The sequence below is a fragment of the Micromonospora sp. NBC_00330 genome (assembly GCF_036136635.1).
Lineage (GTDB): Bacteria > Actinomycetota > Actinomycetes > Mycobacteriales > Micromonosporaceae > Micromonospora > Micromonospora salmantinae.
Genome location: NZ_CP108012.1, coordinates 3,482,501 through 3,505,433 on the forward strand (window position 1 = coordinate 3,482,501; position 22,933 = coordinate 3,505,433).

At 71.3% G+C, this 22,933-nt stretch carries 22 protein-coding genes; 5 read left to right on the forward strand and 17 right to left on the reverse strand.

The genetic code is table 11. From position 1 onward, the window contains the following. The 5 genes from secD to ruvC form a co-directional block, all read right to left on the reverse strand. Entirely contained in the window at positions 1 to 1,902 is a 1,902-nt protein-coding gene (gene secD / locus OG598_RS15580) for a protein translocase subunit SecD (RefSeq protein WP_328655097.1), read from the reverse strand. Positions 1,903 to 2,179: 277 nt separating this feature from the next. Next, a complete protein-coding gene (gene yajC / locus OG598_RS15585; RefSeq protein ID WP_266303015.1) occupies positions 2,180 to 2,518 on the reverse strand; it encodes a preprotein translocase subunit YajC in 339 nt (112 codons plus the stop codon). Between the two features lie 139 nt (positions 2,519 to 2,657). Beyond that, positions 2,658 to 3,725 (reverse strand): Holliday junction branch migration DNA helicase RuvB, encoded by a 1,068-nt coding sequence (ruvB, locus tag OG598_RS15590; protein ID WP_328655098.1) that lies wholly within the window; start codon positions 3,723 to 3,725, stop codon positions 2,658 to 2,660. Between the two features lie 75 nt (positions 3,726 to 3,800). Continuing rightward, positions 3,801 to 4,403 carry a Holliday junction branch migration protein RuvA gene (gene ruvA, locus OG598_RS15595; RefSeq protein ID WP_210784947.1) on the reverse strand — a complete coding sequence of 201 codons (603 nt, stop codon included), beginning with the start codon at positions 4,401 to 4,403 and terminating at the stop codon, positions 3,801 to 3,803. Continuing rightward, positions 4,400 to 4,927: a crossover junction endodeoxyribonuclease RuvC gene (gene ruvC, locus OG598_RS15600; protein ID WP_091401816.1), complete on the reverse strand. Its 528-nt coding sequence runs from the start codon at positions 4,925 to 4,927 to the stop codon at positions 4,400 to 4,402. The genes ruvA and ruvC overlap by 4 nt, the downstream gene beginning before the upstream one ends. A 683-nt stretch (positions 4,928 to 5,610) precedes the next feature. Between ruvC and OG598_RS15605 the strand changes: the two genes are divergently transcribed. Next, positions 5,611 to 6,393, forward strand: a complete 783-nt coding sequence (locus OG598_RS15605) for a 3-hydroxybutyrate dehydrogenase (protein ID WP_328655099.1) — start codon at positions 5,611 to 5,613, stop codon at positions 6,391 to 6,393. Between the two features lie 14 nt (positions 6,394 to 6,407). Continuing rightward, positions 6,408 to 8,327 (forward strand): helix-turn-helix domain-containing protein, encoded by a 1,920-nt coding sequence (locus tag OG598_RS15610; protein WP_328655100.1) that lies wholly within the window; start codon positions 6,408 to 6,410, stop codon positions 8,325 to 8,327. Positions 8,328 to 8,373: 46 nt separating this feature from the next. Here the strand turns inward: OG598_RS15610 and OG598_RS15615 are convergent, their stop codons facing one another. The 8 genes from OG598_RS15615 to OG598_RS15650 all read right to left on the reverse strand — a co-directional run bounded on the left by OG598_RS15615 (position 8,374) and on the right by OG598_RS15650 (position 16,027). Further along, on the reverse strand, positions 8,374 to 8,982 hold the full coding sequence (locus tag OG598_RS15615) for a TetR/AcrR family transcriptional regulator (protein WP_145795537.1): 609 nt from the start codon (positions 8,980 to 8,982) through the stop codon (positions 8,374 to 8,376). A gap of 11 nt (positions 8,983 to 8,993) precedes the next feature. Next, positions 8,994 to 10,562: an MFS transporter gene (locus tag OG598_RS15620; protein ID WP_328655344.1), complete on the reverse strand. Its 1,569-nt coding sequence runs from the start codon at positions 10,560 to 10,562 to the stop codon at positions 8,994 to 8,996. 84 nt (positions 10,563 to 10,646) lie between these two features. After that, the gene (locus OG598_RS15625) at positions 10,647 to 11,318 is read right to left on the reverse strand and encodes a transcriptional regulator (RefSeq protein ID WP_328655101.1); all 672 of its coding nucleotides are present in this window, start codon (positions 11,316 to 11,318) and stop codon (positions 10,647 to 10,649) included. A gap of 79 nt (positions 11,319 to 11,397) precedes the next feature. Then, positions 11,398 to 12,411, reverse strand: a complete 1,014-nt coding sequence (locus OG598_RS15630; protein WP_328655102.1) for a branched-chain amino acid ABC transporter permease — start codon at positions 12,409 to 12,411, stop codon at positions 11,398 to 11,400. After that, positions 12,408 to 13,289 (reverse strand): branched-chain amino acid ABC transporter permease, encoded by an 882-nt coding sequence (locus OG598_RS15635; protein ID WP_328655103.1) that lies wholly within the window; start codon positions 13,287 to 13,289, stop codon positions 12,408 to 12,410. Before OG598_RS15635 ends, OG598_RS15630 begins: the two co-directional genes overlap by 4 nt. Next, a complete protein-coding gene (locus tag OG598_RS15640; RefSeq protein WP_442931475.1) occupies positions 13,286 to 14,536 on the reverse strand; it encodes an ABC transporter substrate-binding protein in 1,251 nt (416 codons plus the stop codon). Before OG598_RS15640 ends, OG598_RS15635 begins: the two co-directional genes overlap by 4 nt. Before the next feature lie 50 nt (positions 14,537 to 14,586). Next, positions 14,587 to 15,279 carry an ABC transporter ATP-binding protein gene (locus OG598_RS15645; protein ID WP_328655104.1) on the reverse strand — a complete coding sequence of 231 codons (693 nt, stop codon included), beginning with the start codon at positions 15,277 to 15,279 and terminating at the stop codon, positions 14,587 to 14,589. Next, entirely contained in the window at positions 15,266 to 16,027 is a 762-nt protein-coding gene (locus OG598_RS15650) for an ABC transporter ATP-binding protein (RefSeq protein WP_328655105.1), read from the reverse strand. The genes OG598_RS15645 and OG598_RS15650 overlap by 14 nt, the downstream gene beginning before the upstream one ends. A gap of 223 nt (positions 16,028 to 16,250) precedes the next feature. Here OG598_RS15650 and OG598_RS15655 point away from each other — a divergent pair, with 223 nt between their 5' ends. Continuing rightward, a complete protein-coding gene (locus OG598_RS15655) occupies positions 16,251 to 17,108 on the forward strand; it encodes an SPFH domain-containing protein (RefSeq protein WP_328655106.1) in 858 nt (285 codons plus the stop codon). 99 nt (positions 17,109 to 17,207) lie between these two features. On the opposite strand, the gene OG598_RS15660 is transcribed toward OG598_RS15655, so the two are convergent. Further along, positions 17,208 to 18,584, reverse strand: a complete 1,377-nt coding sequence (locus OG598_RS15660) for a permease prefix domain 1-containing protein (protein WP_328655107.1) — start codon at positions 18,582 to 18,584, stop codon at positions 17,208 to 17,210. Beyond that, entirely contained in the window at positions 18,581 to 18,946 is a 366-nt protein-coding gene (locus OG598_RS15665) for a PadR family transcriptional regulator (protein WP_328655108.1), read from the reverse strand. The genes OG598_RS15660 and OG598_RS15665 overlap by 4 nt, the downstream gene beginning before the upstream one ends. 152 nt (positions 18,947 to 19,098) lie before the next feature. Here OG598_RS15665 and OG598_RS15670 point away from each other — a divergent pair, with 152 nt between their 5' ends. After that, positions 19,099 to 19,386: a hypothetical protein gene (locus OG598_RS15670; protein WP_030488337.1), complete on the forward strand. Its 288-nt coding sequence runs from the start codon at positions 19,099 to 19,101 to the stop codon at positions 19,384 to 19,386. A 128-nt stretch (positions 19,387 to 19,514) separates the two neighbouring features. Beyond that, a complete protein-coding gene (locus tag OG598_RS15675; RefSeq protein WP_328655109.1) occupies positions 19,515 to 20,264 on the forward strand; it encodes a phosphotransferase family protein in 750 nt (249 codons plus the stop codon). Between the two features lie 20 nt (positions 20,265 to 20,284). On the opposite strand, the gene OG598_RS15680 is transcribed toward OG598_RS15675, so the two are convergent. After that, complete coding sequence (locus OG598_RS15680; protein WP_328655110.1) at positions 20,285 to 21,460, reverse strand: alcohol dehydrogenase catalytic domain-containing protein; 1,176 nt, start codon at positions 21,458 to 21,460, stop codon at positions 20,285 to 20,287. Beyond that, on the reverse strand, positions 21,457 to 22,911 hold the full coding sequence (locus OG598_RS15685; RefSeq protein WP_328655111.1) for an aldehyde dehydrogenase family protein: 1,455 nt from the start codon (positions 22,909 to 22,911) through the stop codon (positions 21,457 to 21,459). The genes OG598_RS15680 and OG598_RS15685 overlap by 4 nt, the downstream gene beginning before the upstream one ends. Positions 22,912 to 22,933: the final 22 nt, after the last annotated feature.

Below are 22,933 nucleotides of genomic sequence, written 5' to 3' on the forward strand. Positions count from 1 at the left end.
TCAGGCCTCCTTGGCGCGCGGGTTGCGGGGCTGAGTCGGCTGGTTGCGGGCGGGCAGTGCCCGGCCCAGACCGCTGACCCGCGGGGACAGGAACGCCCGGGTCCGGGCGAACATCGTCATGATCGGGTGCCGGAAGAGGAAGACCACTACCAGGTCCAGCACTGTGGCCAGGCCGAGCGCGAACGCGAAGCCCTTGACCGTGCCGACCGAGACCACGTAGAGCACCACAGCGGAGAGCAGGGTGATCGCGTTGGCCGAGATGATCGTCCGACGGGCCCGGATCCAGGCGCGGGGCACCGCGCTACGCGGGCTGCGTCCCTCCCGGATCTCGTCTTTCAGTCGTTCGAAGTAGATGACGAACGAGTCCGCCGCCACACCGAGCGAGACGATCATTCCGGCGATGCCGGCGAGGGTGAGCGTGAAGCCGATCTGCCGACCGAGCACCACCAGCGCGCCGAAGACCAGCAGCGCGGAGAGGATGAGGCTCAGGAAGATCACCGAGCCGAGCAGCCGGTAGTAGAAGAACGCGTAGATGATGACCAGCAGCATGCCGATGCCCGCCGCGAGCAGACCGGCGCGCAGGTGGCTGGCACCCAGCGTGGCGGTGACGTTCTGCGCCTCCTGCTGCTCGAAGGTCACCGGCAGGGCGCCGTAGCGGAGCTGACCGGCGAGGGTGCTGGCGTCCTTCTGGGTGAAGGTGCCGGTGATCTGGGAGTTGCCGGTCAGCACGCCCTGGATCTCCGGGGAGGAGACGATCTTGTTGTCCAGCACGACGGCCACCCGGCACTTGCCGTCCTGGCCCAGCGCGGTCGCGTCGCAGGCCTGGCCCTCGTTGTTGAACGCCTCACGGGTCAGCGAGGTCCACTTGCCCTGGCCGTCGCCGGTGAAGTCCAGGCTGACCACCCAGGCGTTGGTCTGGTCGAGCACCGCGTCGGCGTCGGACACGTCGGTGCCCAGCACCTTTGCCTGGTCGAGCAGGTACTTGGACGCGCCGTCCTCGCAGGAGACCACCTGCTGCTTCGCGTCGGAGATCGACGCCGGGGGGCGCTGGTCGAGCTGCGCGCAGCCGATCGTCGGCACGTTGAACTGCATCTGCGCCGGCAGCACCGCTACCTCCTGCGGAGACAGCGTGCCGAACGGCTTGAGCTTCTCTGCCAGCGACGGGTCGGCGGTCAGATCGGCAGGGGCCTGCAACCCGTTGGCGGCCTGCCACGCGGCGGCGCCGACCTTCTGCTCGACGGCCTTGCGCTGCTGCTCGACACTGGCCGGGACCGGCTCGGCGCTGGCGCTGGGCGCGGCGGCGCTCGGCGAGGCCGTGGCGGACGCGGAGGGGGTCGGCGTGGCGCTGGGCGACGCCGGGGCCATTCCGCCCTGACCGCCGCTGGGCGACGAGGTCACCTTCGGCGAGGCGCTGCCCGTCGGGGTCGGGGTCGCGCTGCCGGTCGGGGCGGCACTACCGGACGGGGCCGGCGTGGCGGCGGGCGGCGCCTCGGCCACCCCGCTGCCGGAGGCGGCCTTGAGCACCTTGCGGAAGCGCAGCTCAGCCGCTTCGCCCACGTCGTCGAGGTTCCGGTTCTCACCGGGCAGGGAGATGACGATGTTGCGGTTGCCCTCGGTGACCACCTCGGCCTCGGCCACGCCGAACGCGTTGACCCGGCTCTCGATGATCTCGCGGGCCTCCTCGAGGTTCTCCGCCGTCGGGGGCTTGCCGTCGACGCTGTTGGTCGCCTCCAGCGTCACCCGCGTGCCGCCGATGAGGTCCAGGCCGAGCTTGGGCTCGAGCCGGTCCTTCCAGCTGCCGCTGGCGCCAGCGAAGAACACCAAAAGATAGAGGACCACGAAGATGAACCCGAGCACGGCGAGCTGCCGCCCGGGGCGCATCTGTCCCTGAGGTGGTGCCACGGCTGTCCTGTCTCCCTGTACGGTCGCGCCGCTGTCGCAGCGGCGGCGGTGTCGGGCCGGGGGTCCCGCCCGACGGGTCTGCCTTGAGCCGACGGAGTGCCGACACGAGGACCGGGCACCCCGACGCGGAACGCCGACGGTCACGGGAACGTGCCGACGCCCGGCGTCGACCCAACTATCCAGTTTTCACGTCTCGCCCGCTGCCCCGTTCGGGCGCGACGACCCGGAAGCCGGCCGACCGGCCGTACGCCGGACTCGCCGCTCCCGAGGGGAGGGGTCAGTCCTTGACGGTGTCCGCGTCCTCGGTGACCGGCTCGCTCGGCAGCTCCGCGCGGGTGACCACCCGCGCGATGGCCGGGCGGGCGTAGCGGGTCTGCACGCCCGGGGCGACCTCGATCAGGACGGTGTCGTCCTCGATGCCGGTGACCGTGCCGTAGAGCCCACCGATGGTCACGACCTCGTCGCCGGGGCCGAGGTTGGACTGCATCGCCTCTGCCTCTTTGCGGCGCTTCTGCTGGGGCCGGATCATCATGAAGTACATGACACCGAAGAGCAGGGCGATCATCAGGATCGGCGTGATACCGCCGGCCCCGCCACCCGCTGCTGCCAATTGCACGGTTACTGACCTTCCCATTGGCCACCTGCTCGGCACCGGGGTGCCGGAGCGGAGGCGGATTCTCACGTCCTGTACAGACCGCGGCGAAGTCTAAACCCTGCACCTGGGAACGCCGAATGCGGCACAGATCACGTTCACATCACGGCTGATCGACATCCAAGGAGAACAAGTCGGGCACAGGTGGACTATCCGCACCAAATGTACCATTCGGCGGAGTGCGCCCCAGATGCCGCCAAGCGGCCTCGGTCGCCACCCGACCCCTCGGCGTACGGGCCAACAGCCCGGCCCGCACCAGGAACGGCTCGCAGACCTCCTCCACCGTGTCCGGCTGCTCCCCCACCGCCACGGCGAGGGTGGACAACCCGACCGGGCCGCCCCGGAACGAGTCGACCAACGCGGTCAACACCGCCCGGTCCAGCCGGTCCAGGCCGAGCGCGTCCACGTCGTACACGATCAGGGCCGCGCGGGCAGTGTCGAGATCGACCACCCCGTCCGCCCGAACCTCGGCGTAGTCGCGGACCCGGCGCAGCAGCCGGTTCGCGATCCGCGGCGTGCCCCGGGACCGACCGGCGATCTCGACAGCGCCCTCCGGGGTGATCGGCACCCCCAGGATCCGCGCCGAACGGTGCAGCAGCGTCTCCAGATCCGCCGGGGCGTAGAAGTCGAGGTGCGCCACGAAGCCGAACCGGTCCCGCATCGGCCCGGTCAACAGGCCCGAGCGGGTCGTCGCGCCGACCAGGGTGAACGGCTCGACGTCCAGCGGGATCGCCGTCGCCCCCGGCCCTTTGCCCACCACCACGTCGACCCGGAAGTCCTCCATCGCGCTGTACAGCAACTCCTCGGCCGGCCGCGCGATCCGATGGATCTCGTCGATGAAGAGCACGTCACCCTCGGCGAGGCTGGTCAGGATCGCCGCCAGATCACCGGAACGCTCGATCGCCGGACCGCTGGTCACCCGGATACCCGCGCCCAGCTCGGCGGCGACGATGTTGGCCAGACTCGTCTTACCCAACCCGGGTGGGCCGGAGAGCAGGATGTGATCCGGCGGCGACCCCCGCCGCATGGCGCCCTGCAACAACAGGTCGAGCTGGTCGCGTACCCGGTCCTGTGCGATGAACTCGGCCAGCCGCCTCGGCCGTACCGTGGCCTCCGCGTCCCGATCGGCGTCGCTGACGTACGCCGAGATGAGCCCCTCGGTCTCGCTCATCGTGCCACCTTCGTTCGCGACCGCGGGGCTCGCAAGAGCGGCTCACTCCTCGCGCTCATCGCACGGCCCGGGCGGTCATCGGGTGCGGCCCAGCAGTCGGATGGCCTGCTTGAGCAGGACCGGCACCGGCGGGGTCTCACCCTCGATCGACTCCGCCACCGCGGCCACCGCCTGATCGGCCTGCCCGGCCGTCCAGCCCAGCCCCACCAGCGCCTGCCGGACCTGGTCGGGCCAACTGCCGCGGGTCACCCCGGCCGCCCCGTCGGCGCCGATCGGCACCGGGCCGATCCGGTCACGTAGCTCCAGCACCAGGCGTTCCGCGCCCTTCTTGCCGATCCCGGGTACGCGGGTCAGGGCGGCCGTGTCGGCGTTGGCGATCGCCTTGCGAACCGCGTCCGGGGTGTGCACCGCCAGCACCGCCTGGGCCAGTCGCGGGCCGACCCCACTGGCGGTCTGGAGCAGCTCGAACAGCGACTTGGCGTCGTCGTCGGCGAAGCCGTAGAGGGTCAGCGAGTCTTCCCGCACGATCAAGCTGGTGGCGAGCCGGGCGACCTGGCCTACCCGCAGCTCCGCGAGGGTCCCCGGGGCGCAGTGCACGGCGAGCCCGACCCCGCCGACCTCGATCACGGCCTGATCCGGACCCGTCGCGGTCACCGTGCCGCGCACGCTGGCGATCATCGCGCTCCTCCTCGTCGTGCCCGGTCCGCCGCGGCGGCGATCTTGGACCGGGTCCCGCCGCGCCACACGTGGCAGATGGCCAGAGCCAGCGCGTCGGCGGCGTCCGCCGGCTTCGGCGGCTCGGCCAGTCGCAGCAACCGGGTCACCATGGCGGTCATCTGCGCCTTGTCGGCCTGACCGGACCCGGTCACGGCGGCCTTCACCTCGCTCGGGGTGTACGTCTGCACCGGCAGCCCGGCCCGCGCCCCGGCCAGCACGGCGATGCCACTGGCCTGCGCGGTGCCCATCACGGTACGAACGTTGTGCTGGCTGAACACCCGCTCGACGGCGACGCTCTCCGGTTGATGCTCGGCGACCAGCTTGTTCAGCGACCGGTCCAGGTGCAACAGGCGCAACGCCAGGTCGTCGGCCGGGTCGGTGTAGACCACGTAGTAGGCGACCAGGGTGCAGGGCCGGCCGGGCACACCCTCGACCACACCCACCCCACACCGGGTCAACCCCGGGTCCACACCGAGCACGCGCACGCCGCCCCCTCCCCAGCCGTCAGCAGTACGTGTGTTCGACACCCTAACCGGCGCCCTTCCCACCAGCCCCACGGGACACGCCCCCGCGCCCCGCGCCCCGCGCCGCCCCGCGCCGCCCCGCGCCGCCCCGCGCCGCCCCGCCCCGCCGCGCCCCGCCGCGCCCTGCCCCGCCGCGCCCGCGCCCGCGCCGCCGCGCGCCGCCCCGCCCCGCACCGCCCCAAGATCCGCGCAACTTCCCGGATGTTGCTGCCTCCGACGGGCGGGAGACAGCAACATCCCTGATATTGCGCAGATCTTGACGACGAGCATCGTGCCGATCGACCAGGAACGGCCTTCGGTGCGCCCGCCGCCGTCAAGGTCACGCTCGATCCTGGATGTAGTGGCCACTACTCGCCGGGATGCCACTACATCCAGGATGTTGCGCGATCTTGCAGCGCGAGGCGCGGCGGTGGGGCGGGAGCGGGGTGGGGCGCGGCGCGGCGGTGGGGCGGGAGGGGTGGGGCGCGGCGCGGCGGGTGGGGCGGGAGGGGTGGGGCGCGGCGCGGCGGCGGGTGGGGCGGGCACGCGACGCCCGGCGGGGTGGGAGCGGATGGCAGGGGCGGGTGGGGCCACACAGCTTTGGTACGGAGTATGTGTCGCTGGCCCATGTGCCGGGGAGCACACAGCTCGTAACTTCTTGCGCCATGACGGCAGAACCCGTGGTGGTCCCCCACGTCGTACAGGTCGACCTCTCCGGTCGGACCGCCCTGGTCACCGGGGGCGGCGGCGGCATCGGGCGGGCGTGTGCCCTGCGGCTGGCTGCGGCCGGCGCCAAGGTGCTCGTGGTGGACCGCAACCTGGAGGCGGCCAAGGTGGTGGCCGCCGAGGCCGGTGGCCGGGCCGAGGGCGTGGACCTGTCCGACGCCGCGGCGGTGGATTCGCTCGACGTGGACGTGGACATCGTGGTGAACAATGCCGGGCTCCAGCACGTCGCGCCGTTGCAGGACTTTCCCGTCGAGCGTTTCGAGTACATCCAGCGGGTGATGGTGGAGGCCCCGTTCCTGCTGATCCGCCGGGCGCTGCCGCACATGTACGCGCGGGGCTGGGGGCGGATCGTCAACATCTCTTCGGTGCACGGGTTGCGGGCCTCGCCGTACAAGGCGGCCTACGTCTCGGCCAAGCACGCCCTGGAGGGGCTGTCGAAGGTGGTCGCGTTGGAGGGCGCCGCGCACGGGGTCACCGCCAACTGCATCAACCCGGCGTACGTGCGTACCGCGCTGGTGGAGAGCCAGATCGCCGACCAGGCGGCCAGTCACGGCATCGACGAGACCGAGGTGATCGAGAAGATCATGCTGGCCCGGGCCGCGATCAAGCGGTTGATCGAGCCGGAGGAGGTGGCCGAGCTGCTGGCGTACCTCTGCTCGCCGCCGGCGGCGTTCATCACCGGGGCGTCGATCGCCCTCGACGGGGGCTGGACGGCCAACTAGTGGGGCTGAGCACAATGTCGACCATGTCTTCGCCGGTGGAGTTCCTGGAGCTGCTCGCCCGAGAGGCCGCGGCGGTCGAGTTCGAGGGGCCGCTGGTGGCCGCGCGGGCCGCCGGGCTGCCGCCGGACCGGCTGGCCGAGCTGGAGCAGGCCAAGTCGGTGGCGTTGCGGGTCCGCGCGCTGCTGGAGCGTCGCCGCCGCCGGGAGAGCGAGCTGTCGGGCCTGTACGACACGGTCAGCGACCTGGCGGGGCTGCGCGATCTGGACGACGTGTTGCGGGCGATCGTGCACCGGGCCCGTCACCTGCTCGGCGCGGACGTGGCGTACATGACGCTCAACGACGACGAACGTGGCGACACCTACATGCGGGTGACCGACGGGTCGGTCTCGGCCCGTTTCCAGCGGCTGCGCCTGCCGATGGGCGCTGGTCTCGGTGGCCTGGTGGCCCAGTCCGGCGCCCCGTACGTCACCGCCAACTACGGCGAGGACGCGCGCTTCCACCACACCGGCGAGATCGACGCCGGGGTGGGCGAGGAGGGGCTGGTGGCGATCCTGGGGGTGCCGCTGCGGCTCGGCTCGACCTCGATCGGGGTGCTCTACGCGGCCAACCGTTCGGCCCGGCCGTTCGTCCGGGAGGAGGTGGCGCTGCTGGTGTCGCTGGCCGCGCACGCCGCTGTGGCGATCGACACGGCCCGGCTGCTGACCGAGACCCGTTCGGCGTTGGCCGAGCTGTCGGCGGCGAACACCACCATCCGGGCGCACAGCAGCTCGGTGGAGCGGGCCGCGGCGGCACACGACCGGATGACAGCGCTGGTGCTTCGCGGCGGCGGCGTGGAGGACGTGGCGGCTGCGGTGACCGAGGTGCTGGGCGGCGCGCTGCTGGCGCTGGACGCCGAGGGCCGCCTGCTGGCCCGGGTGGGTGAGATCGAGGAGCCGGACCGCGCGGACATCGTCGAGGCGGTGGCCGCGTCCCGGACCGAGGGGCGCAGCGTGCGGCGAGGTCCGCTCTGGTACGCGGCGGTGGTGGCCGGCGCGGAGAACCTGGGCGCCCTGGTGCTGCGCCCGGACGACGAGTTGGTCGACGCCGACCAGCGCATCCTGGAGCGGGCAGCGTTGGTGACAGCGCTGCTGCTGCTGTTCCGCCGGACGGTGGCGGAGGCGGAGGGGCGGGTGCGTGGCGAGTTGCTGGACGACCTGATCGCCCGCCCGCTGCGCGACACCGACGCGCTGCGCAGTCGGGCCCGTCGGCTCGGGGTGGACCTGGACGCGCCGCACGTGCTGGTGGCGGTGGGCGACGACGCGATCGCGGCGACCGGCTCGGCTCGGCAGCGGGTGCTGTCCTGGGCCACCACGTACGCCTCGGCGCGCGGCGGGCTGGCCGCGGCGCGCGACGGCCGGGTGGTGCTGATGCTGCCGGGGTTGGACGCGGGCGGCAGCGCCCGCGCGGTGGCGCGGGACCTGTCCCGGGTGACCGGTCGACCGGTGACCGCCGGGGCCAGTGGCCCGTCGAACACGCCGGCGGCGCTGGCCGGGACGTTCCAGGAGGCGGACCGGTGCCTGACGGCGCTGGGCGCGCTGGGCCGCGCCGGGCAGGGCGCGAGCACTGTGGAGTTGGGCTTCGTCGGGTTGTTGCTGGGCACTGTCGGTGACCGGGGTGAGAAGGACGTGACCGAGTTCCTCGGCGCCACCGTCGGGCCGGTGCTCGACTACGACGCCCGGCGCGGCACGGCTCTGGTGAAGACGCTGGAGGCGTACTTCGGGGTGGGTGGCAGCCTGGCCCGGGCCGCCGAGCAACTGCACGTGCACGTCAACACGGTGACCCAGCGGTTGGAGCGGGTCGGGCAGTTGCTCGGCGTCGACTGGCAGCGGCCCGAGCGGGCGCTGGAGGTGCAGCTCGCGCTGCGCCTGCACCGACTGCGGGCACCGGCCGGCTGACCGACGTCGGTCGGCGGCACGAACGCCGCCGACCGAGCGCCCGACCTCAGCGGGCCTGGATGCCTTCCAGCACGGCGTCGACGACCCGTTCGGGCAGGGACTGCTCGTCCAGGTCCGGGTTCCACTGGAGCACCCGTTGGATCAGCATCGGCCCGGTGAGCAGCGCCATCGTCACCTCGACGTCGATGTCGGCGCGCAGGACACCCTCGTCGATGCCGCGCCGCAGCACCTCGCGCATCAGCTGCCGCCGGGGCGAGATGATGTTCTGGTAGAGCTGGAACTGGTCGGCGCTGCGGTTCACGGCGGGCGCCAGGCAGGGCATGATCTTGGCCGCTCGCGGGTCGACGTTCTTACCGATCGCGCCGACAAGCAGCACCAGGTCGTCGCGGACGGAGTGACCCGCCGGCTGGGCCAGGACACCCTTGAGGCGGCGCAACGCGTCCAGCAGCAACGCGTCCTTGCCGGCCCAGCGGCGGTAGATGGTGGCCTTGCCGACCCCGGCCCGGGTGGCGATCGCCTCGATCGAGAGCGCCTCGATGGTGCTGCCCTCGGCGAGCAGGTCGAGGGTGGCCTCGATGATCGCCTCGTCGGCGCGGATGCTCCGCGGTCGACCAGGCGACCGCGGAGCATCGGCAGTGGACGTCATGTCCGCCATTCTCCCCGAACCTATGCCGTGCCGGCCAGCTCAGGCTCGGCGACCGGCGCCGCCGGGGCGACGCTCGTGTCCTCCTTGCCCGGCATCCAGCGCAGCACCACGATGATCCCGAGTGCGGCGATGACAGCGGAGAGCCCGGCCGCCCAGTGCATGGCGGTGACGAAGGCGTCGTTGGCCGCCGAGATCAGCGCCGGCGCCGCCGGGCCGAGCTGGCCCGCCGCCGCGTACGCACCGGAGATCGACTCGTTGGCCGCGTCCTGGGCCTGCGTGGGCAGACCGGTCAGCGCGTCGCCGATGTCGCTGCGGTAAACCGCGGAGAGCACCGAGCCGAGGACGGCCACACCGAGCGCGCCGGCCACCTGGCGGATGGTGTTGCTGACCGCGGAGCCCACTCCGGCCTTCTCCCGGGGCAGAGCCGACATGATCGACTCGGTGGCCGGCGGCATGATGTTGGCCATCCCGGCGCCCTGGATGAGGAAGACGAGCAGCACGATCCAGATCGGGGTGGAGGCGCCGATGAAGACGAACGCGCCGAGGGACACCACTGTCAGCGCCAACCCGACGGTGGCGACTGCCTTACCGCCGTAGCGGCGGACCATCGCGGCGCTGCGCGGCGCGAAGATCAGTTGGGCGCCGGCGAAGGGCAGGAAGAGCAGACCGGTCTGCAACGGGCTGTAGTCGCGTACGAGTTGCAGGTAGAACGAGCCGAAGAACATCGAGCCCATCGCGGCGAAGAACACCAGGCCGACGATCGCGACCGGCGCGGCGAACCGGGGCACCTTGAACAGTCGGACGTCCAGCGACGGGTGGTCGCTGCGCCGCTCGTGCTGGACGAACCAGGCCAGCACCGCGACGCCGACCAGGATCGAGCCCCAGGCCACCGGGCGGCCGAAGCCGTGCTCGCCGCCGTCGATGATGCCGTAGGAGAGAGCGACCAGGCCGACAACGGAGAGCAGCACGCCGAGCACGTCGATCCGACCGGGCCGCGGGTCACGCGACTCGGGGACCAGCAGCGCCACCAGTACCACGCCGGCAACGACCACCGGCACGTTGATCAGGAAGACCGAGCCCCACCAGAAGTGCTCCAGCAGCGCGCCGCCGAGGATCGGGCCGATCGCCACGGCGAGACCGACAGCGCCGGCCCAGACCCCGATGGCCCGACCACGCTCGCGCGGGTCGAAGACGTTGGAGATGATCGACAAGGTCACCGGCATGATGGCCGCGCCGCCGACCCCCATCAGGGCGCGGGCCGCGATGAGCTGTCCGGGGCTCTGGGCGTACGCGGAGAGCAGCGACGCCAGGCCGAACAGCACCAGGCCGATCATCAGGAAGCGCTTGCGGCCGGCGCGGTCGCCGAGCACCCCGAAGGTGAACAGCAGCCCGGCGAAGACGAGCGTGTAGGAGTTGATGGACCACTCCAGCTCGCCCTGGCTGGCGCCGAGACCGTGCACCGGGTCGGCCAGGGTGCGCAGTGCGACGTTGAGGATCGTGTTGTCGAGGACGACCACGAGGAGGCTGATCACCAGCACCCCCAGGATCGCCCACCGCCTCGGGTGTCCGGTGTTGTTGTGCAGCTCCATGCCTTGCTTTCCCCCCACGCTGATCACCCGCGACGAAATACGATACGGGTCAGACTCGTAACGCGGGTCAGCCTACGACGCGCATTAACGATACGGCACCGATCCGTATCGTATGTGGTGGGCATCACGCCCGGGCGCGACCGCCAGGCAGGCATCGATCGCCTCCGTCAACGTGCCGAGACGGACCGCCCGACCGCCGAGCGGCTCGATCCAGCCCGGCCCCGCGCCGTACACCCGAAGGAGCGGAAAGTCCCGGGCGAAGCGCACCAGGCGGTACGCGCGGCCGGTGAGCGGCGTCTGCGACAAGAGCACGACGGTGCGCGGGCGGGCCCGGTACACAGCGCTGGTGAGCGCGGACCAGGGAAGCGCGGGGCCGAGATTCAGACAGCCACGGCCCTGCTCGCGCAGCGCGGCGGCGAGCGCCAGCAGACCCAGGCTGTGCGCCTCCTTCTCGGCGCCGGCCAGCAGCACCCCGCCGGTGGGCAGTGACCGGCCCGGCTCCCGGCGGTACGCGTCCAACCCGACCCGGACGCCCTCGAAGAGCGCGTGCTCGACGACGATCTCGGCGGCCGTACGCCCCGACAGCCGGGCCAGTAGCGGACGGCAGACCTGCTCCCAGAGCGCCGGCACACCCCACGCCTCGACCAACTCCAGCACCAGCGTCGCGACGCCGTTGGCGTCCAGGTCCTCGGCAGCCAGCGAAACCTGCTTGTGCGCGATCTCCACGGCGTCCGCCGGCATCGGATCGGTCAGCACCAGACGTACCCCCGGGTAGACGTTCTCTACCCGGGGGTTCGCTCGGAGGGCGCGTGGCGGATGCGCCGTCGTGTGAATTTCAGCGGCGGCGGGCCGCCAGCCGGTGGGCCAGCGCGGCGACGCTGCCCCAGATGCCGCGCCGGAACAGCACCACGACGAGGACGAAGATGCCGCCGGTCACCAGGCCGATCGCCTCGAACCCGGAGAACGACAGCCAGTCCTCCAGCCGGACCACGAGGGCGGCGCCGAGCACCCCACCCCAGAGGGTGCCGATCCCGCCGAGCACCACCACGATGACGGCCTTGCCGGAGGTGGTCCAGTGCAGCACGTCCAGCGAGACGAACCGGTGGCCGACAGCGAACAACCCGCCACCGAGGCCGGCGATGAACCCGGAGAGCACGAACGCGGTGAGCTTGTAGCGGTGCACCGGGTAGCCCAGCGCCCGCGCCCGCGCGGGGTTGTCCCGGATGCCGACCAGCACCCGACCGAACGGTGAGTGCACGATCCGCCAGGCGGCGGCGAGCCCGAGCAGCACGATCGGCAGAATCGCGTAGTAGAAGAAGTAGTCGTCGGTGAGGTCGACGCCGAACAGCTCGCGGGGCACCCCCTGGAGGCCGTTCTCGCCCTGCGTCACCGAGCGCCACTCGTTGGCGACGTAGTAGACCATCTGCGCGAAGGCCAGGGTCACCATGGCGAAGTAGATGCCGGTCCGCTTGACCGCCAGGTACCCGATCGGCACCGCCAGCACGGCCGCGGCGAGGGCCCCGGCCAGCACCGCGAGAGGAAACGGCAGGCCGGCGTGGATGGCCACCAGCCCGGTGACGTACGCGGAGGTGCCCCAGAACGCGGCGTGACCGAAGGACATCAGCCCGGTGAAGCCGAGCAGCAGGTCCACCGCCACGGCGAACAGCGCCCAGCAGAGGATGTCCACAGCGACCGCCGGGTAGAGGCCGTTGGGCAGCCACGCCGCGACGGCCAGGCCGACGGCGAGCAACGCGAACCGGACCCAGCCGGGGGCCCGGGCCACGGCGATCAGCCCGGACGGTGGCGCCGAACGGGACGCGTCGGTAGGAGTGTCCACGGTGTTCGTCATGCGGGGGCCTCCTCCCGACCGAACAGGCCGGCCGGGCGCCAGAGCAGCACGCCGGCCATCACCACGAAGACGATCGTCTGCGAGACGAGCGGGAAGTGGGAGAGGTACGCCTCACCCCACGCCTGCACGAGTCCAATGCCGAAGCCGGCGGCGACCGACCCGAAGATCGAACCCAGCCCGCCGATCACCACCACCGCGAACACCACGATGATCAGGTCGGCGCCCATCAGCGGGTTGACAGCGCGCATCGGCGCGGCCAGCACACCGGCGAGGCCGGCCAGCCCGATGCCGAAGCCGAAGACCGGGGTCACCCACCGTCCGACGTCGATGCCGAACGCGCGGGTCAGGTCCGGCCGCTCGGTGGCCGCACGGACCACCATGCCGATCCGGGTCCGGGTCAGCACCCACCACACCGCGACGCAGAGCAGCACCGTGAAGCCGAGGATGAACACCCGGTACGTCGGGAAGTCGAACAGCCCGAAGTCGACCGACCCGCTCAACAGCGACGGCGTCTCGTACGGGCTGGACTGCACGCCGTAGCGCAGTTTCACCAGGTCCTGAAGGATCAGCGTCAGACCGAAGGTGAGCAGGAAGTTGTAGAGCGGGTCCAGTTTGGTCAGCCGGTGGATCACCGCGCGTTCCAGCGCCATGCCGAGCAGACCCAACCCCACCGGCATGATCACCAGGGCGGCCCAGAACGGCACGCCCGCCTCGCTGAGCAGCACGTACGCCCCGAACGCACCGAGCATGTAGAACGCGCCGTGGGCGAAGTTGACGACTCGCAGCATGCCGAAGATGACGGCGAGCCCGAGGGCGAGCAGGGCGTAGAACGCCCCACTCACCAACCCGTTGAACGTGTTCTGCGCAAATCCGCTCATAGTTTGCAGTCCGCCGAGGGCGCGCGGAACGCCTCCGCGGCGGGGATCGTCTTGAGCACCTTCACGTAGTCCCACGGCTCGGCGACCTCGGACTGCGGCTTCACCTGGGCCAGGTACGCGTCGTGCACCACCCGGTGGTCCTCGGCGCGGATCTTCCCGTTGCGCAGGAAGACGTCCTCGACCGTCTTGCCCTCCAGGCCCTTGACCACGGCGTCCGCGTCGTCGGTGCCGGCGGCCTGCACCGCCTCCAGGTACTGCAACGCCGCGGAGTAGTTGGCGGCGTGCGCAAAGGTCGGCCGGGTGCCGGCCTTCTGCTGGAAGCGGTCGGCGAACTCCCGGTTCTTCGCGTCGAAGTTCCAGTACCAGGCGTCGGTGTACGTGGTGCCGGCCAGCGCGGCCGGGGTGAGCGAGTGGATGTCGGTGAGGAACATCAGCCCCACCGCCAGGCCGACGCCCTTGTCCCGCAGCTTGAACTCGTTGTACTGCTTCACCACGTTGACCAGTTCCGCGCCGGCCTGCATGGTGCCCAGCACGTCCGGCTTCGGGTTCAGGTTCGGCGCCTTCAGCAGGAAGGTGGAGAAGTCACCGCTGGTGTTCGGGAACGGCGCCCCGTCCTTGCCGACGACGGTGCCGCCGGCCGCCGTGATCGCTGTGGAGAAGCTCTTCTCCATGTCCTGACCGAAGGCGTAGTTCGGGTACAGGATGTACCAGTTCTTGCCGATCTGCTCGGTGGTGGTCTTCCCGGTGCCGTTGGCCAGCATGTACGTGTCGTACGCGTAGTGGAAGGTGTACTTGTTGCAGCTCTTGCCGGTCAGGTCGGTGGTCGCCGCCCCGATGTTGAAGTAGAGCTTCTTCTTCTCCTTCGCCACGTCGGCGACCTTCAGCGCGGCCGACGAGGTGGGCACGTCCAGGATCAGGTCGACGCCCTTGCGGTCGTACATCTCCTGGGCCTTGGAGTTGGCCACGTCCGGCTTGTTCTGGTGGTCGGCGGTCTCCACTGTGATGTTCTTGGTCACCGCCTTGTCGCCGTACTTCGCTGTGAAGTCGGCGATGGCCATCTCCACCGCCGCCACCGAGTTCTTTCCGGACAACTCCGAGTACGCCCCGGACTGGTCGTTGAGCACGCCCAGCACGATCTTGTCGCCGGTCAGCTTCTGGTCGCCACTCGACTGGGGGCCACCGCCGCCGCATCCGGCGGCCAGCACCACCACGGCCGACGCCGCGGCCACACCCATCGTCCTGCGCATGCCCACTCCATCCATTCCGCGCGGCGTCGCGCGGGTCGTCGTTGAGAAATTCAGATCCCGAGGTACGCGAGCAGTTCGCGTTCGCGCGAACGCACCTCGGAGTTGTCCATCGCCTCGGCGACCCGGCCCTCGGCCAGCAGGTAGTGCCGGTCGGCGACACCGGTGGCGAAGTGCAGGTTCTGTTCGACCAGCAGCACCGTCACCCCGTGCCGTTTGGCCTCGCGCAGCAGGTCGCCGACCTGCTGCACCAGCAGTGGCGACAGCCCCTCGGTGGGCTCGTCGCAGAGCAGCAGCCGGGCGCCCATCCGCAGCACCCGGGCCAGCGCGAGCATCTGCTGCTCGCCGCCGGAGAGCATGGTGGCCGCCGAGTCCCGTCGGGTGTACAGGGCCGGAAACGCCTCGTACACCCGCTCCAGCGACCACGGGTCGGGGCCGACAGTGGGTGGCAGCGTGAGGTTCTCGGTGACTGTCAACGTGGCGTAGCTGCCCCGGTCGTCGGGCACCCAGCCCAACCCCAGGCGGGCCCGCTTGTGCGCCGGCAACCTGGTGATGTCCCGCCCGTCCAACTCCACGGTGCCGCGCTGACCGGGGTGCAGCCCCATCACGCAGCGCAGCAGTGTGGACTTGCCGGCACCGTTGCGGCCGACCAGGGTGACCACCTCGCCGACGGAGACCTCCAGGCCGACGTCACGCAGCACCTGCGCCTCGCCGTAGAAGGCGGACAGGTTCTCAATGCGCAGCATCGGCGGCTCCCAGGTAGGCGGTGATCACGCGCTCGTCGGCGCGGACCTGCTCGTACGGGCCCTCGACGAGGACCTTGCCGGCCTGGAGCACAGTGACGGTGTCGGCGAGACGGCCGACCACGCTCATGTTGTGCTCGACCATCACCACGGTCCGGCCCTGGCGGACCCGACCGATCAGCTCGACGGTGCGGTCGACGTCCTCCAGGCCCATGCCCGCCGTCGGCTCGTCGAGCAGCAGCACCTTCGGGTCCAGCGCCAGCGCGATGGCCAGCTCCAGTGCGCGTTTGCGGCCGTACGCCAGGGACGCCGAGGGGGCGTGCGCCAGTTCGGCCAGTCCCACCATGGCCAGCAGTTCGTCGGCCCGTTCGGTGTAGCGGCCCATCAGCTTCGCCGACCGCCAGAACCGCCAGCCCAGCCCGCTGGGCGACTGCAACGCCAGCGCGACGTGCTCGCGCGCGGACAGTTGGGGAAAGAGGCTGGTGATCTGGAACGAACGGGCCACGCCGAGGCGGGCCACCTGCTCGGGGGGCATGCCGGTGACGTCCCGCCCGTCCAGCTCGATCCGGCCACCACTGGGTCGTAGGAAGCCGGTGAGCAGGTTGAACAGGGTGGTCTTGCCCGCGCCGTTCGGGCCGACCAGCGCGTGCACGCTGTCCGACGCCACATCGAGGTCGACGTCGTCGACCGCCCGGAAGCCCCGGAAGTCGCGGGTCAGCCCACGGGCCGACAGGAGCGCTTGCCCGGCCATCGCCTCATCCTCCGCACGTCGCGGCGACGGTCGGTTCGGTGACCGTGGTCACAGGCCCGTCGCGTGGACGAAACCTACGGCGGGCCGCTGGAGTCGAACCATGTCGATGGGCTCCATATTCGACCCGCGGTTGACGTGCGTGAACTCCACTCCCTCGCGCCGTCGACTTGACCGGACCCCCTAGGTTGATGATCCACACAGCCCATCGGAAGGTCCCCACCCCATGCCCGTCGGCTTCACCATGGCGATCGTCTTCGCCGTCGCCCTGGCGGTCAGCGCCGTCGTCGCACTCGTCGCCCCCGCACGGCCGCTCAAGCGGATGGCAGCCCTCGCGGCGCTCGGTTTGCTCGCCCTCACGCTGGTGGTCGGCATCGCCTCCAGCGCCCACTCGGTGCCCATCCGCTCGGTCGGCATCGTCACCAGCTTCGGCAAGCCCACCGGCGAGGTGACCGGCTCGGGCCTGAAGTGGGTGGCGCCCTGGCAGAAGGTCGGCGAGTGGGACGCGGGCCGCCAGAAGTACGACCACATCGGCGGCAACAACTGCGTACGCGTGCGCACCGGCACCCTCGCCGACGCCTGCGTCGAGGTGCTCGTCGAATGGCAGGTCAAGCCGGAGAACGCGCCGAAGCAGTTCATGGACTACAAGGGCGACTTCGGCAGCTTCCGGGGTCAGCGGGTGGGTGTGCAGCTCGACAGCGCTGTCAACGACGCCTTCGCCGCGTACAACCCGCTGGAGAAGATCGACGCCCAGACCGGCGACCTCAACGTCGACCTGAAGCCCTTCGCCGCGAACATCAAGACCAGCGCGGAGGCCCGCCTCGCCACCGACGTGGACATCCTCTCGGTGACCATCACCCGGGTGAACCACGACGACAAGACCGAGGGCAACATCAAGGCGTTCCAGGACAAGCTGGCGCAGACCCGCAATCTGGAGCAGGACCGCAAGAACGCCGAGATCTCCAAGCAGATCACCGAGACCAACGCGAAAGTCGACAAGGTGACCCGTTGTCTGGAGATCGCGGAGAAGAACGGCGCGAACCCGGGGCTCTGCATCAACCCGGGCATCGTCACCGGTAAGTGACCACGAGCCGGCCCATCCGCTACGGATGGGCCGGCTCGCGCGTCCCGGCCCGCCTGCCCGGTACGCGCTGACCTCGGCGCACGTAGGGTCGAGCGCCGCCTAGGCGAAGCTGAACAGCGGCGGGAAGACGAGGACCACGATCCAGGCCCACGCGGCGTACACCGGCAGGTAGCCGGTCTGCCACCGTTCGAGCGTCGCGAACGGCGTGCGCCGACGGATGAAGGACAGCAGCAGCCACGCCGACCACGCGAGGTTGACCAGCAGGATCACGTTCTCGCCGAGCGCGGCCGCCCGGTTCGGCGTGCCGCCGTACTCGTCGGTGATGCGCCCGGTGATCTCCAGCAGCACCAGCACGTCGATGGCCAACGCACTGACCACCAGCGCGAGTTGGAGTTTGTCGAACGGGCCGGCCGGTGCCAGCGGATCGCGTGCCGAGAGCGAGTAGAGCAGTAGCCCCAGCACCACGACCAGCAGGAGGTCGAAGAGGAGCAGCGCCTCCCGCTCGACGTCGATGCCGTGGCTGGTCCAGACGACAGCGACGAGGAAGGCGAGAAGGGCGGCGGTGAAGAGTGGGGTGAACAGCCGGGTGAGGACCGGCGCGATGTTCTCGACGACACTCTGCTTGGCCTCGACGAGCCACCCGGCCACCACGACCGCGGCCGCGGCGCCACCGGGCAGCAGCCACTGGGAGATGAACGCCTCCGGGACGATCCCGATGGCCGCGAAGGTGTTGAACAGGAACGCGGAGAGCACGCCGCCGCCGAGGGCCATCAGCACCAGGTAGATGAACCACTCGCCGGTGAACCGGATGAAGTCCATGCGTCGACGGGAGGAGCGCCAGTCGTCGGCGACATAGGCCAGGCCGACCACCAGCCACAGGGCGATGGGCAGGTGGATGCTGGTGACGACCACGGACTGCGAGTCGTCCGCCAGGGGGTAGGCGTTGGCCGCCACGGCGCCGAGGACGAAGAGCACCGCCAGTGCCGCGATCACCGTCCGTCGGGCTCCCCGGCGCCAGGCCAGGTACGCCGCCAGCCAGGGCAGCGCGAACAGTGTGAAGTTCCGCGCGTAGAACGAGCCGTCGTCGTCGAAGCTCAGCCCGAACAGCGCCGGCACCTTGACGGACACCACAGCGCCCGCCGCACAGCCGAGCATGACCCACAGGTCCCGGCGGGAGCGCGTGCCGCCGACCGGGCTGCCGGAGTCACCGGTCAGCACCAACTGCTTCCATAGACGTTCGGAATGTTCCCGGGCGAACTCGCGGGAGAGGTCGTCGAGGCTGCCCATGCGTTTCACGGCGACCAGGAACGCCTCGTCCGGGCTCAGGCCGGCGGCGACGAGCTCGTCGACGGAGCCGCGAAGGTGGTCTTCCAGTTCGTCGGCGTCCACCGCTTGCAGCTCCCGGCGGCGCAGCACGTACTGGCGCCACTGCTCGAACTGCGCTTCCAACTCCTGCGGCCCCTCGTGCGCCGTCATGCCAGGCCCTCCAACGGGTGCACCGTCAGCGGCGCGCGGTCGTGCCAGATCTCCTTGAGCGCGCCCACCACGGTGTCCCACTGCCGGCGCTGCTCGGCCAGCTCGGCCAGACCCCGATCGGTGATGCGGTAGTACTTGCGCTTCCGCTCGCCGGCGACCGCGTGCCAGCTCGACTCCAGGTGACCGAGGCGCTCGAGCCGGTGCAGCAACGGGTAGAGCAGCCCTTCGGTCCAGTCCAGCTCACCCCCGGACAGCTCGTTGATCCGCCGGAGGATGGCGTAGCCGTAGCTCTCACCCTCCGCCAGGATGCCGAGCACCATCGGCGTCGCCGAGGCGGCGACCAGATCCTTGGCGACCTTCATGAAACCTCCCACTCTCAAACCTAGAGGTACGATGCATAGTACTGCTAGGTATGGCTCCCGGCGCAACGTCGCGGGACGAGAGGTCGACCGAATCGCCGTTCCGGGCAGCTGTGGTGCCGCGAACGGCATGGTCCGGGTTAGCCTTGGCGCATATGGCTACCTTTCGCAGCGCCTCAGTGCTCCTTTCCTCAGACGGCACCAGGACCCCCGGCACCGCCGCGCTCTTCGCCGAGCCGGCCCGTAGGGGCGGGATTCCGCCCTGGGCAGGCGACTTCCGCCCCGCCAACAGCGCCGGCAACGGCCCCAAGAACGCGGTCGGCAAGACCTTCACCTTGGAGCTGCCCGACGGCAGCACCGGCAAGGTCGTCGTCCAGGGCCTCAAGAGCGGCAAGGGCGGCGTCGTGCTCGCGCTGATGGGCGAGGACGCCCCACCCTTCTGACCAGTCGCCCGGCTCTCGTCGCCCGGGTGCCCAGGGTTGGCCCTTCCCGGGTCGGCCCAGGGCACCTGGCCAACCACGCCAGTGGCCCCCCGACAAATCGCTGGGATGTCGATGGTCGTGTCGCAACAATGGCCGTTGTGCCGGAGGTCGAAGTCGTCGTCGCCCACCAGGAACGGGCGACAGTGCGCGTCGGCGACGTGTTCCTGAAGATCGACACTGATCCGGGGCGCACCGACGTCGAGGTCGAGGCGATGGCGCTGGCGCCGGTCCCGACCCCCGAGGTTCTCTGGCGCGAGCCGCCAGTGCTCGCGCTCGCCGCCCTGCCCGGAACGGCGCTCGGTCGCCTCGGCGAGCCGCCGACCGCGTCGCCGGCGGCGTGGGCCGCGGCGGGCGCCGCCGCTCGGAAGCTGCACGACGCGCCGCTACCGCCATGGCCCGGCCGAACCTGTTACGAGTTGACATCGCAGCTCGACACCGAATGCGGTTGGCTCATCGCCAACGGCGTTCTCCCCACCGACCTGGTCACGCGCAACCGCCAGGTCGCCGAGGCGGCACTCCGCCCCTGGACCCCGGTTTTCACGCACGGCGACCTACAGATCGCCCACGTGTTCGTCGACGGTGATCAGGTCACCGGCGTGCTCGACTGGTCCGAGGCGTGCCAGGGCGACGCCCTCTTCGACCTCGCCACCTTGACGCTCGGCCATGAGGAGCACCTCGGCGACGTCCTCGCCGGTTACCGCACCGACGTCGACCTCGACGTAATCCGCGCGTGGTGGTCGTTGCGAAGCCTGCTGGCGATCCGCTGGCTCGTCGAGCACGGCTTCGACCCGTGGGCACCAGGCTGCGAGGTCGACGTGCTGAGATCGTCGATGCGCTGAGTTCCCGGCTGTGACCAGCGTCAGTCCAGGGTGACCACCCAGCGAGCGCCCTCGCCCCGCGCCAACCGGTCGAACGCCGCGGGCGCCTCGTCCAACGGAACCGTCCCGCTGACCAGCACACCCAGATCCAGTGCGCTGTCGGCCAGCTCGGCGGCCAGCACCGGCACCTCCCGGTCCGGATCGGACGAGCCGTACACCGAGGAGCGCAGCGTGCGCGCGGAGTGGAAGATGTCCAACGCGCCCAGGCTGACCATGTCGTCCTTCGCGCCCATGCCGACCACCGTCACCGCTCCCCCGCGCCGGGTCAGCCGCCAGGCGGCGCGGATGGTGGCGGCCCGACCGACGCACTCGAAGGCGTGGTCGACGCCCCGGCTCTCGGTGCGTGCCCGTACCTCCTTCGAGAGCCGGTCGTCGGAGAGCAGGAAGTCGGTCGCCCCGGCGGCGAGCGCCAGGTCCCGCTTCGCCTCGGCGACGTCGATGGCCAGGATCGTCGTGGCACCGGCCCGGCGGGCCGCGCTGAGCACGGCGAGCCCGACCCCACCCAGCCCGACGACAGCGACCGACTCGCCGGGTGCCACCCGGGCGGTGTTGCGGACCGCGCCGACGCCGGTGAGCACGGCACAGCCGAGCAGTGCGGCCTGCTCGGGCGGCAGCCCGGCGGGGATCGGAATGACGGCCCGCTCGGGTACCACCACCGCCTCGGCGAGCGCGCCGAGGCCGAGGGTCAGGTGCAGAGGGACCCCGTCGTCGGTCTCGCCGCGTGCCACTGTCGGGGCCGTGGTGTCGGCGCAGAGCCACGGCTCGCCGCGCCGACACCACCAGCAGGCCCGGCAGGCCGGCGCCCAGTTGAGCACTACCGGTGTGCCGACGGTCAGCTGACTGCCCGGCCCGACCTCGGCCACCACACCGGTCGCCTCGTGCCCGAGCACCAGCGGGAACCTCGCGGCGAGGGTGCCGTTGACCATGGACAGGTCGGAGTGGCAGACACCGGCCGCCCTGATCGTCACCCGCACCTCACCGGGGCCGGGCGCGGGCAGGCGTACCCGCTCGACCCGCAGCTCGGCGCCGGATCCGCGCGCGACCAGCGCGCGAACAATGACCGGCGCGGACGCCGGCTCGGTGCCGCCACCCGGCGCGGCCGGGGACAGCTCGGGCCGGCCCGTGGGCACGGCCGGGGACAGCTCGGGGTCGGTCATCGCTGGATCGCCTTCAGCTCGCAGAACTCGGCCAGCCCGTGCACGCCCAACTCCCGGCCCAGGCCGGACTGCTTGTAGCCGCCGAACGGGGCGAGCGGGTTGAACGGGGCACCGTTGATGTCGACGGCGCCGGTGCGCAGCCGCCGGGCAACCGCGAGCGCCGCGTCGGTGTCGGCGGACCAGACCGCGCCGGCCAGCCCGTACTTCGAGTTGTTGGCGATGTCGACCGCCTCGTCGGTGTCGGCGAACGGGATGACGGCGAGCACCGGGCCGAAGACCTCCTCCTGGGCGAGCGCGCTGTCGGGGCGCACGTCGGCGAAGACGGTCGGGGCGACGAAGTGCCCTCGGGTCGGGACCGGCGCGTCGGGTCCGCCGACGACCAGCCGGGCGCCGTCGGCGAGGGCCCGGTCGATGTGGCCACGCACCCGCTCGGCCTGGGCGGCGGAGACCAGCGGGCCGAGCCGGGTCGCCGGGTCGAACGGGTCACCGAGGCGGTAGCCGGCCACCGCCGTGGCAATCAGGTGGAGGGCTTCGTCGTACCGGTCGCGGTGCACCAGCATCCGGGTCCAGGCGGTACAGGTCTGCCCGGAGTTGAGCAGGGCGTTGCCGACGCCCACCTTGACGGCGGTGGCCAGGTCGGCGTCGGGGAGGATCACGTTGGCGGACTTGCCGCCCAGCTCCAGCGCGACCCGGGCGATCCGGTCGGCGGCGAGCCGCATGATCCGCGCGCCGGTGGCGGTGGAGCCGGTGAAGGAGACCAGGTCGACGTCGGGGTGCGCGGCGAGCGCCTCACCGACCACCGGCCCGGTGCCGGGGACCAGGTTGAGCACGCCCGGCGGCAGGCCGGCCTCGGTGACGGCGTCGAAGAGCAGGTACGCGGTCAACGGGGTCAGCTCGCTGGGTTTGAGCACCACTGTGCAGCCGGCGGCCAGGGCGGGTGCGAGCTTCGCCATCACCTGGTGCAGTGGGTAGTTCCACGGGGTGATCGCGCCGACCACGCCGATCGGCTCGCGGACGACGAGGGAGTTGCCGATGCTCTCCTCGACCGGAGCGCGGGCGGCGAGCGCTACGTGGTCGCGCAGCACCGTCAGTGGGAGCCCGACCTGCACCCGGGTGGCGAGTTTGAGCGGCGAGCCGAGCTCGACGGCGATGGTGCGGGCGAGGTCGTCGGCGCGGGCGGTGAGCGCCGCGTGCAGCCGGTCGAGGTGGGCGGAGCGCTCGGCGGGGGTGGCGGCCGACCAGCCGGGAAACGCGGCCCGGGCCGCTGCCACGGCGCGATCCACGTCGGCCGCGGTGCCGGCCGGCACCTGCCCGATCAGCTCCCCGGTGCTCGGGTTCTCCACGTCGATGAGACCGGTGTCGGCGGGAGGCGTCCACTCCCCGCCGACGTGCAGGTGGCGCCGGAGGCGCAGGGAGTCGGGCAACAACGACGGCGGGGCGGCGAGGTCCATGTCGTCCCTTCGGGGGGTGGGC

Bases quoted from the DNA above. Each gene is read 5' to 3' on its own strand.
- ruvB (WP_328655098.1), bottom strand. From the start codon at position 3,725: ATGAGCGAGACCGAGGGGCTCATCTCGGCGTACGTCAGCGACGCCGAT.
- ruvA (WP_210784947.1), bottom strand. From the start codon at position 4,403: ATGATCGCCAGCGTGCGCGGCACGGTGACCGCGACGGGTCCGGATCAG.
- OG598_RS15605 (WP_328655099.1), top strand. From the start codon at position 5,611: ATGACGGCAGAACCCGTGGTGGTCCCCCACGTCGTACAGGTCGACCTC.
- OG598_RS15610 (WP_328655100.1), top strand. From the start codon at position 6,408: ATGTCGACCATGTCTTCGCCGGTGGAGTTCCTGGAGCTGCTCGCCCGA.
- OG598_RS15615 (WP_145795537.1), bottom strand. From the start codon at position 8,982: ATGGCGGACATGACGTCCACTGCCGATGCTCCGCGGTCGCCTGGTCGA.
- OG598_RS15620 (WP_328655344.1), bottom strand. From the start codon at position 10,562: ATGGAGCTGCACAACAACACCGGACACCCGAGGCGGTGGGCGATCCTG.
- OG598_RS15630 (WP_328655102.1), bottom strand. From the start codon at position 12,411: ATGACGAACACCGTGGACACTCCTACCGACGCGTCCCGTTCGGCGCCA.
- OG598_RS15635 (WP_328655103.1), bottom strand. From the start codon at position 13,289: ATGAGCGGATTTGCGCAGAACACGTTCAACGGGTTGGTGAGTGGGGCG.
- OG598_RS15640 (WP_442931475.1), bottom strand. From the start codon at position 14,536: ATGCGCAGGACGATGGGTGTGGCCGCGGCGTCGGCCGTGGTGGTGCTG.
- OG598_RS15645 (WP_328655104.1), bottom strand. From the start codon at position 15,279: ATGCTGCGCATTGAGAACCTGTCCGCCTTCTACGGCGAGGCGCAGGTG.
- OG598_RS15650 (WP_328655105.1), bottom strand. From the start codon at position 16,027: ATGGCCGGGCAAGCGCTCCTGTCGGCCCGTGGGCTGACCCGCGACTTC.
- OG598_RS15655 (WP_328655106.1), top strand. From the start codon at position 16,251: ATGCCCGTCGGCTTCACCATGGCGATCGTCTTCGCCGTCGCCCTGGCG.
- OG598_RS15660 (WP_328655107.1), bottom strand. From the start codon at position 18,584: ATGACGGCGCACGAGGGGCCGCAGGAGTTGGAAGCGCAGTTCGAGCAG.
- OG598_RS15665 (WP_328655108.1), bottom strand. From the start codon at position 18,946: ATGAAGGTCGCCAAGGATCTGGTCGCCGCCTCGGCGACGCCGATGGTG.
- OG598_RS15670 (WP_030488337.1), top strand. From the start codon at position 19,099: ATGGCTACCTTTCGCAGCGCCTCAGTGCTCCTTTCCTCAGACGGCACC.
- OG598_RS15675 (WP_328655109.1), top strand. From the start codon at position 19,515: ATGGCCGTTGTGCCGGAGGTCGAAGTCGTCGTCGCCCACCAGGAACGG.
- OG598_RS15680 (WP_328655110.1), bottom strand. From the start codon at position 21,460: ATGACCGACCCCGAGCTGTCCCCGGCCGTGCCCACGGGCCGGCCCGAG.
- OG598_RS15685 (WP_328655111.1), bottom strand. From the start codon at position 22,911: ATGGACCTCGCCGCCCCGCCGTCGTTGTTGCCCGACTCCCTGCGCCTC.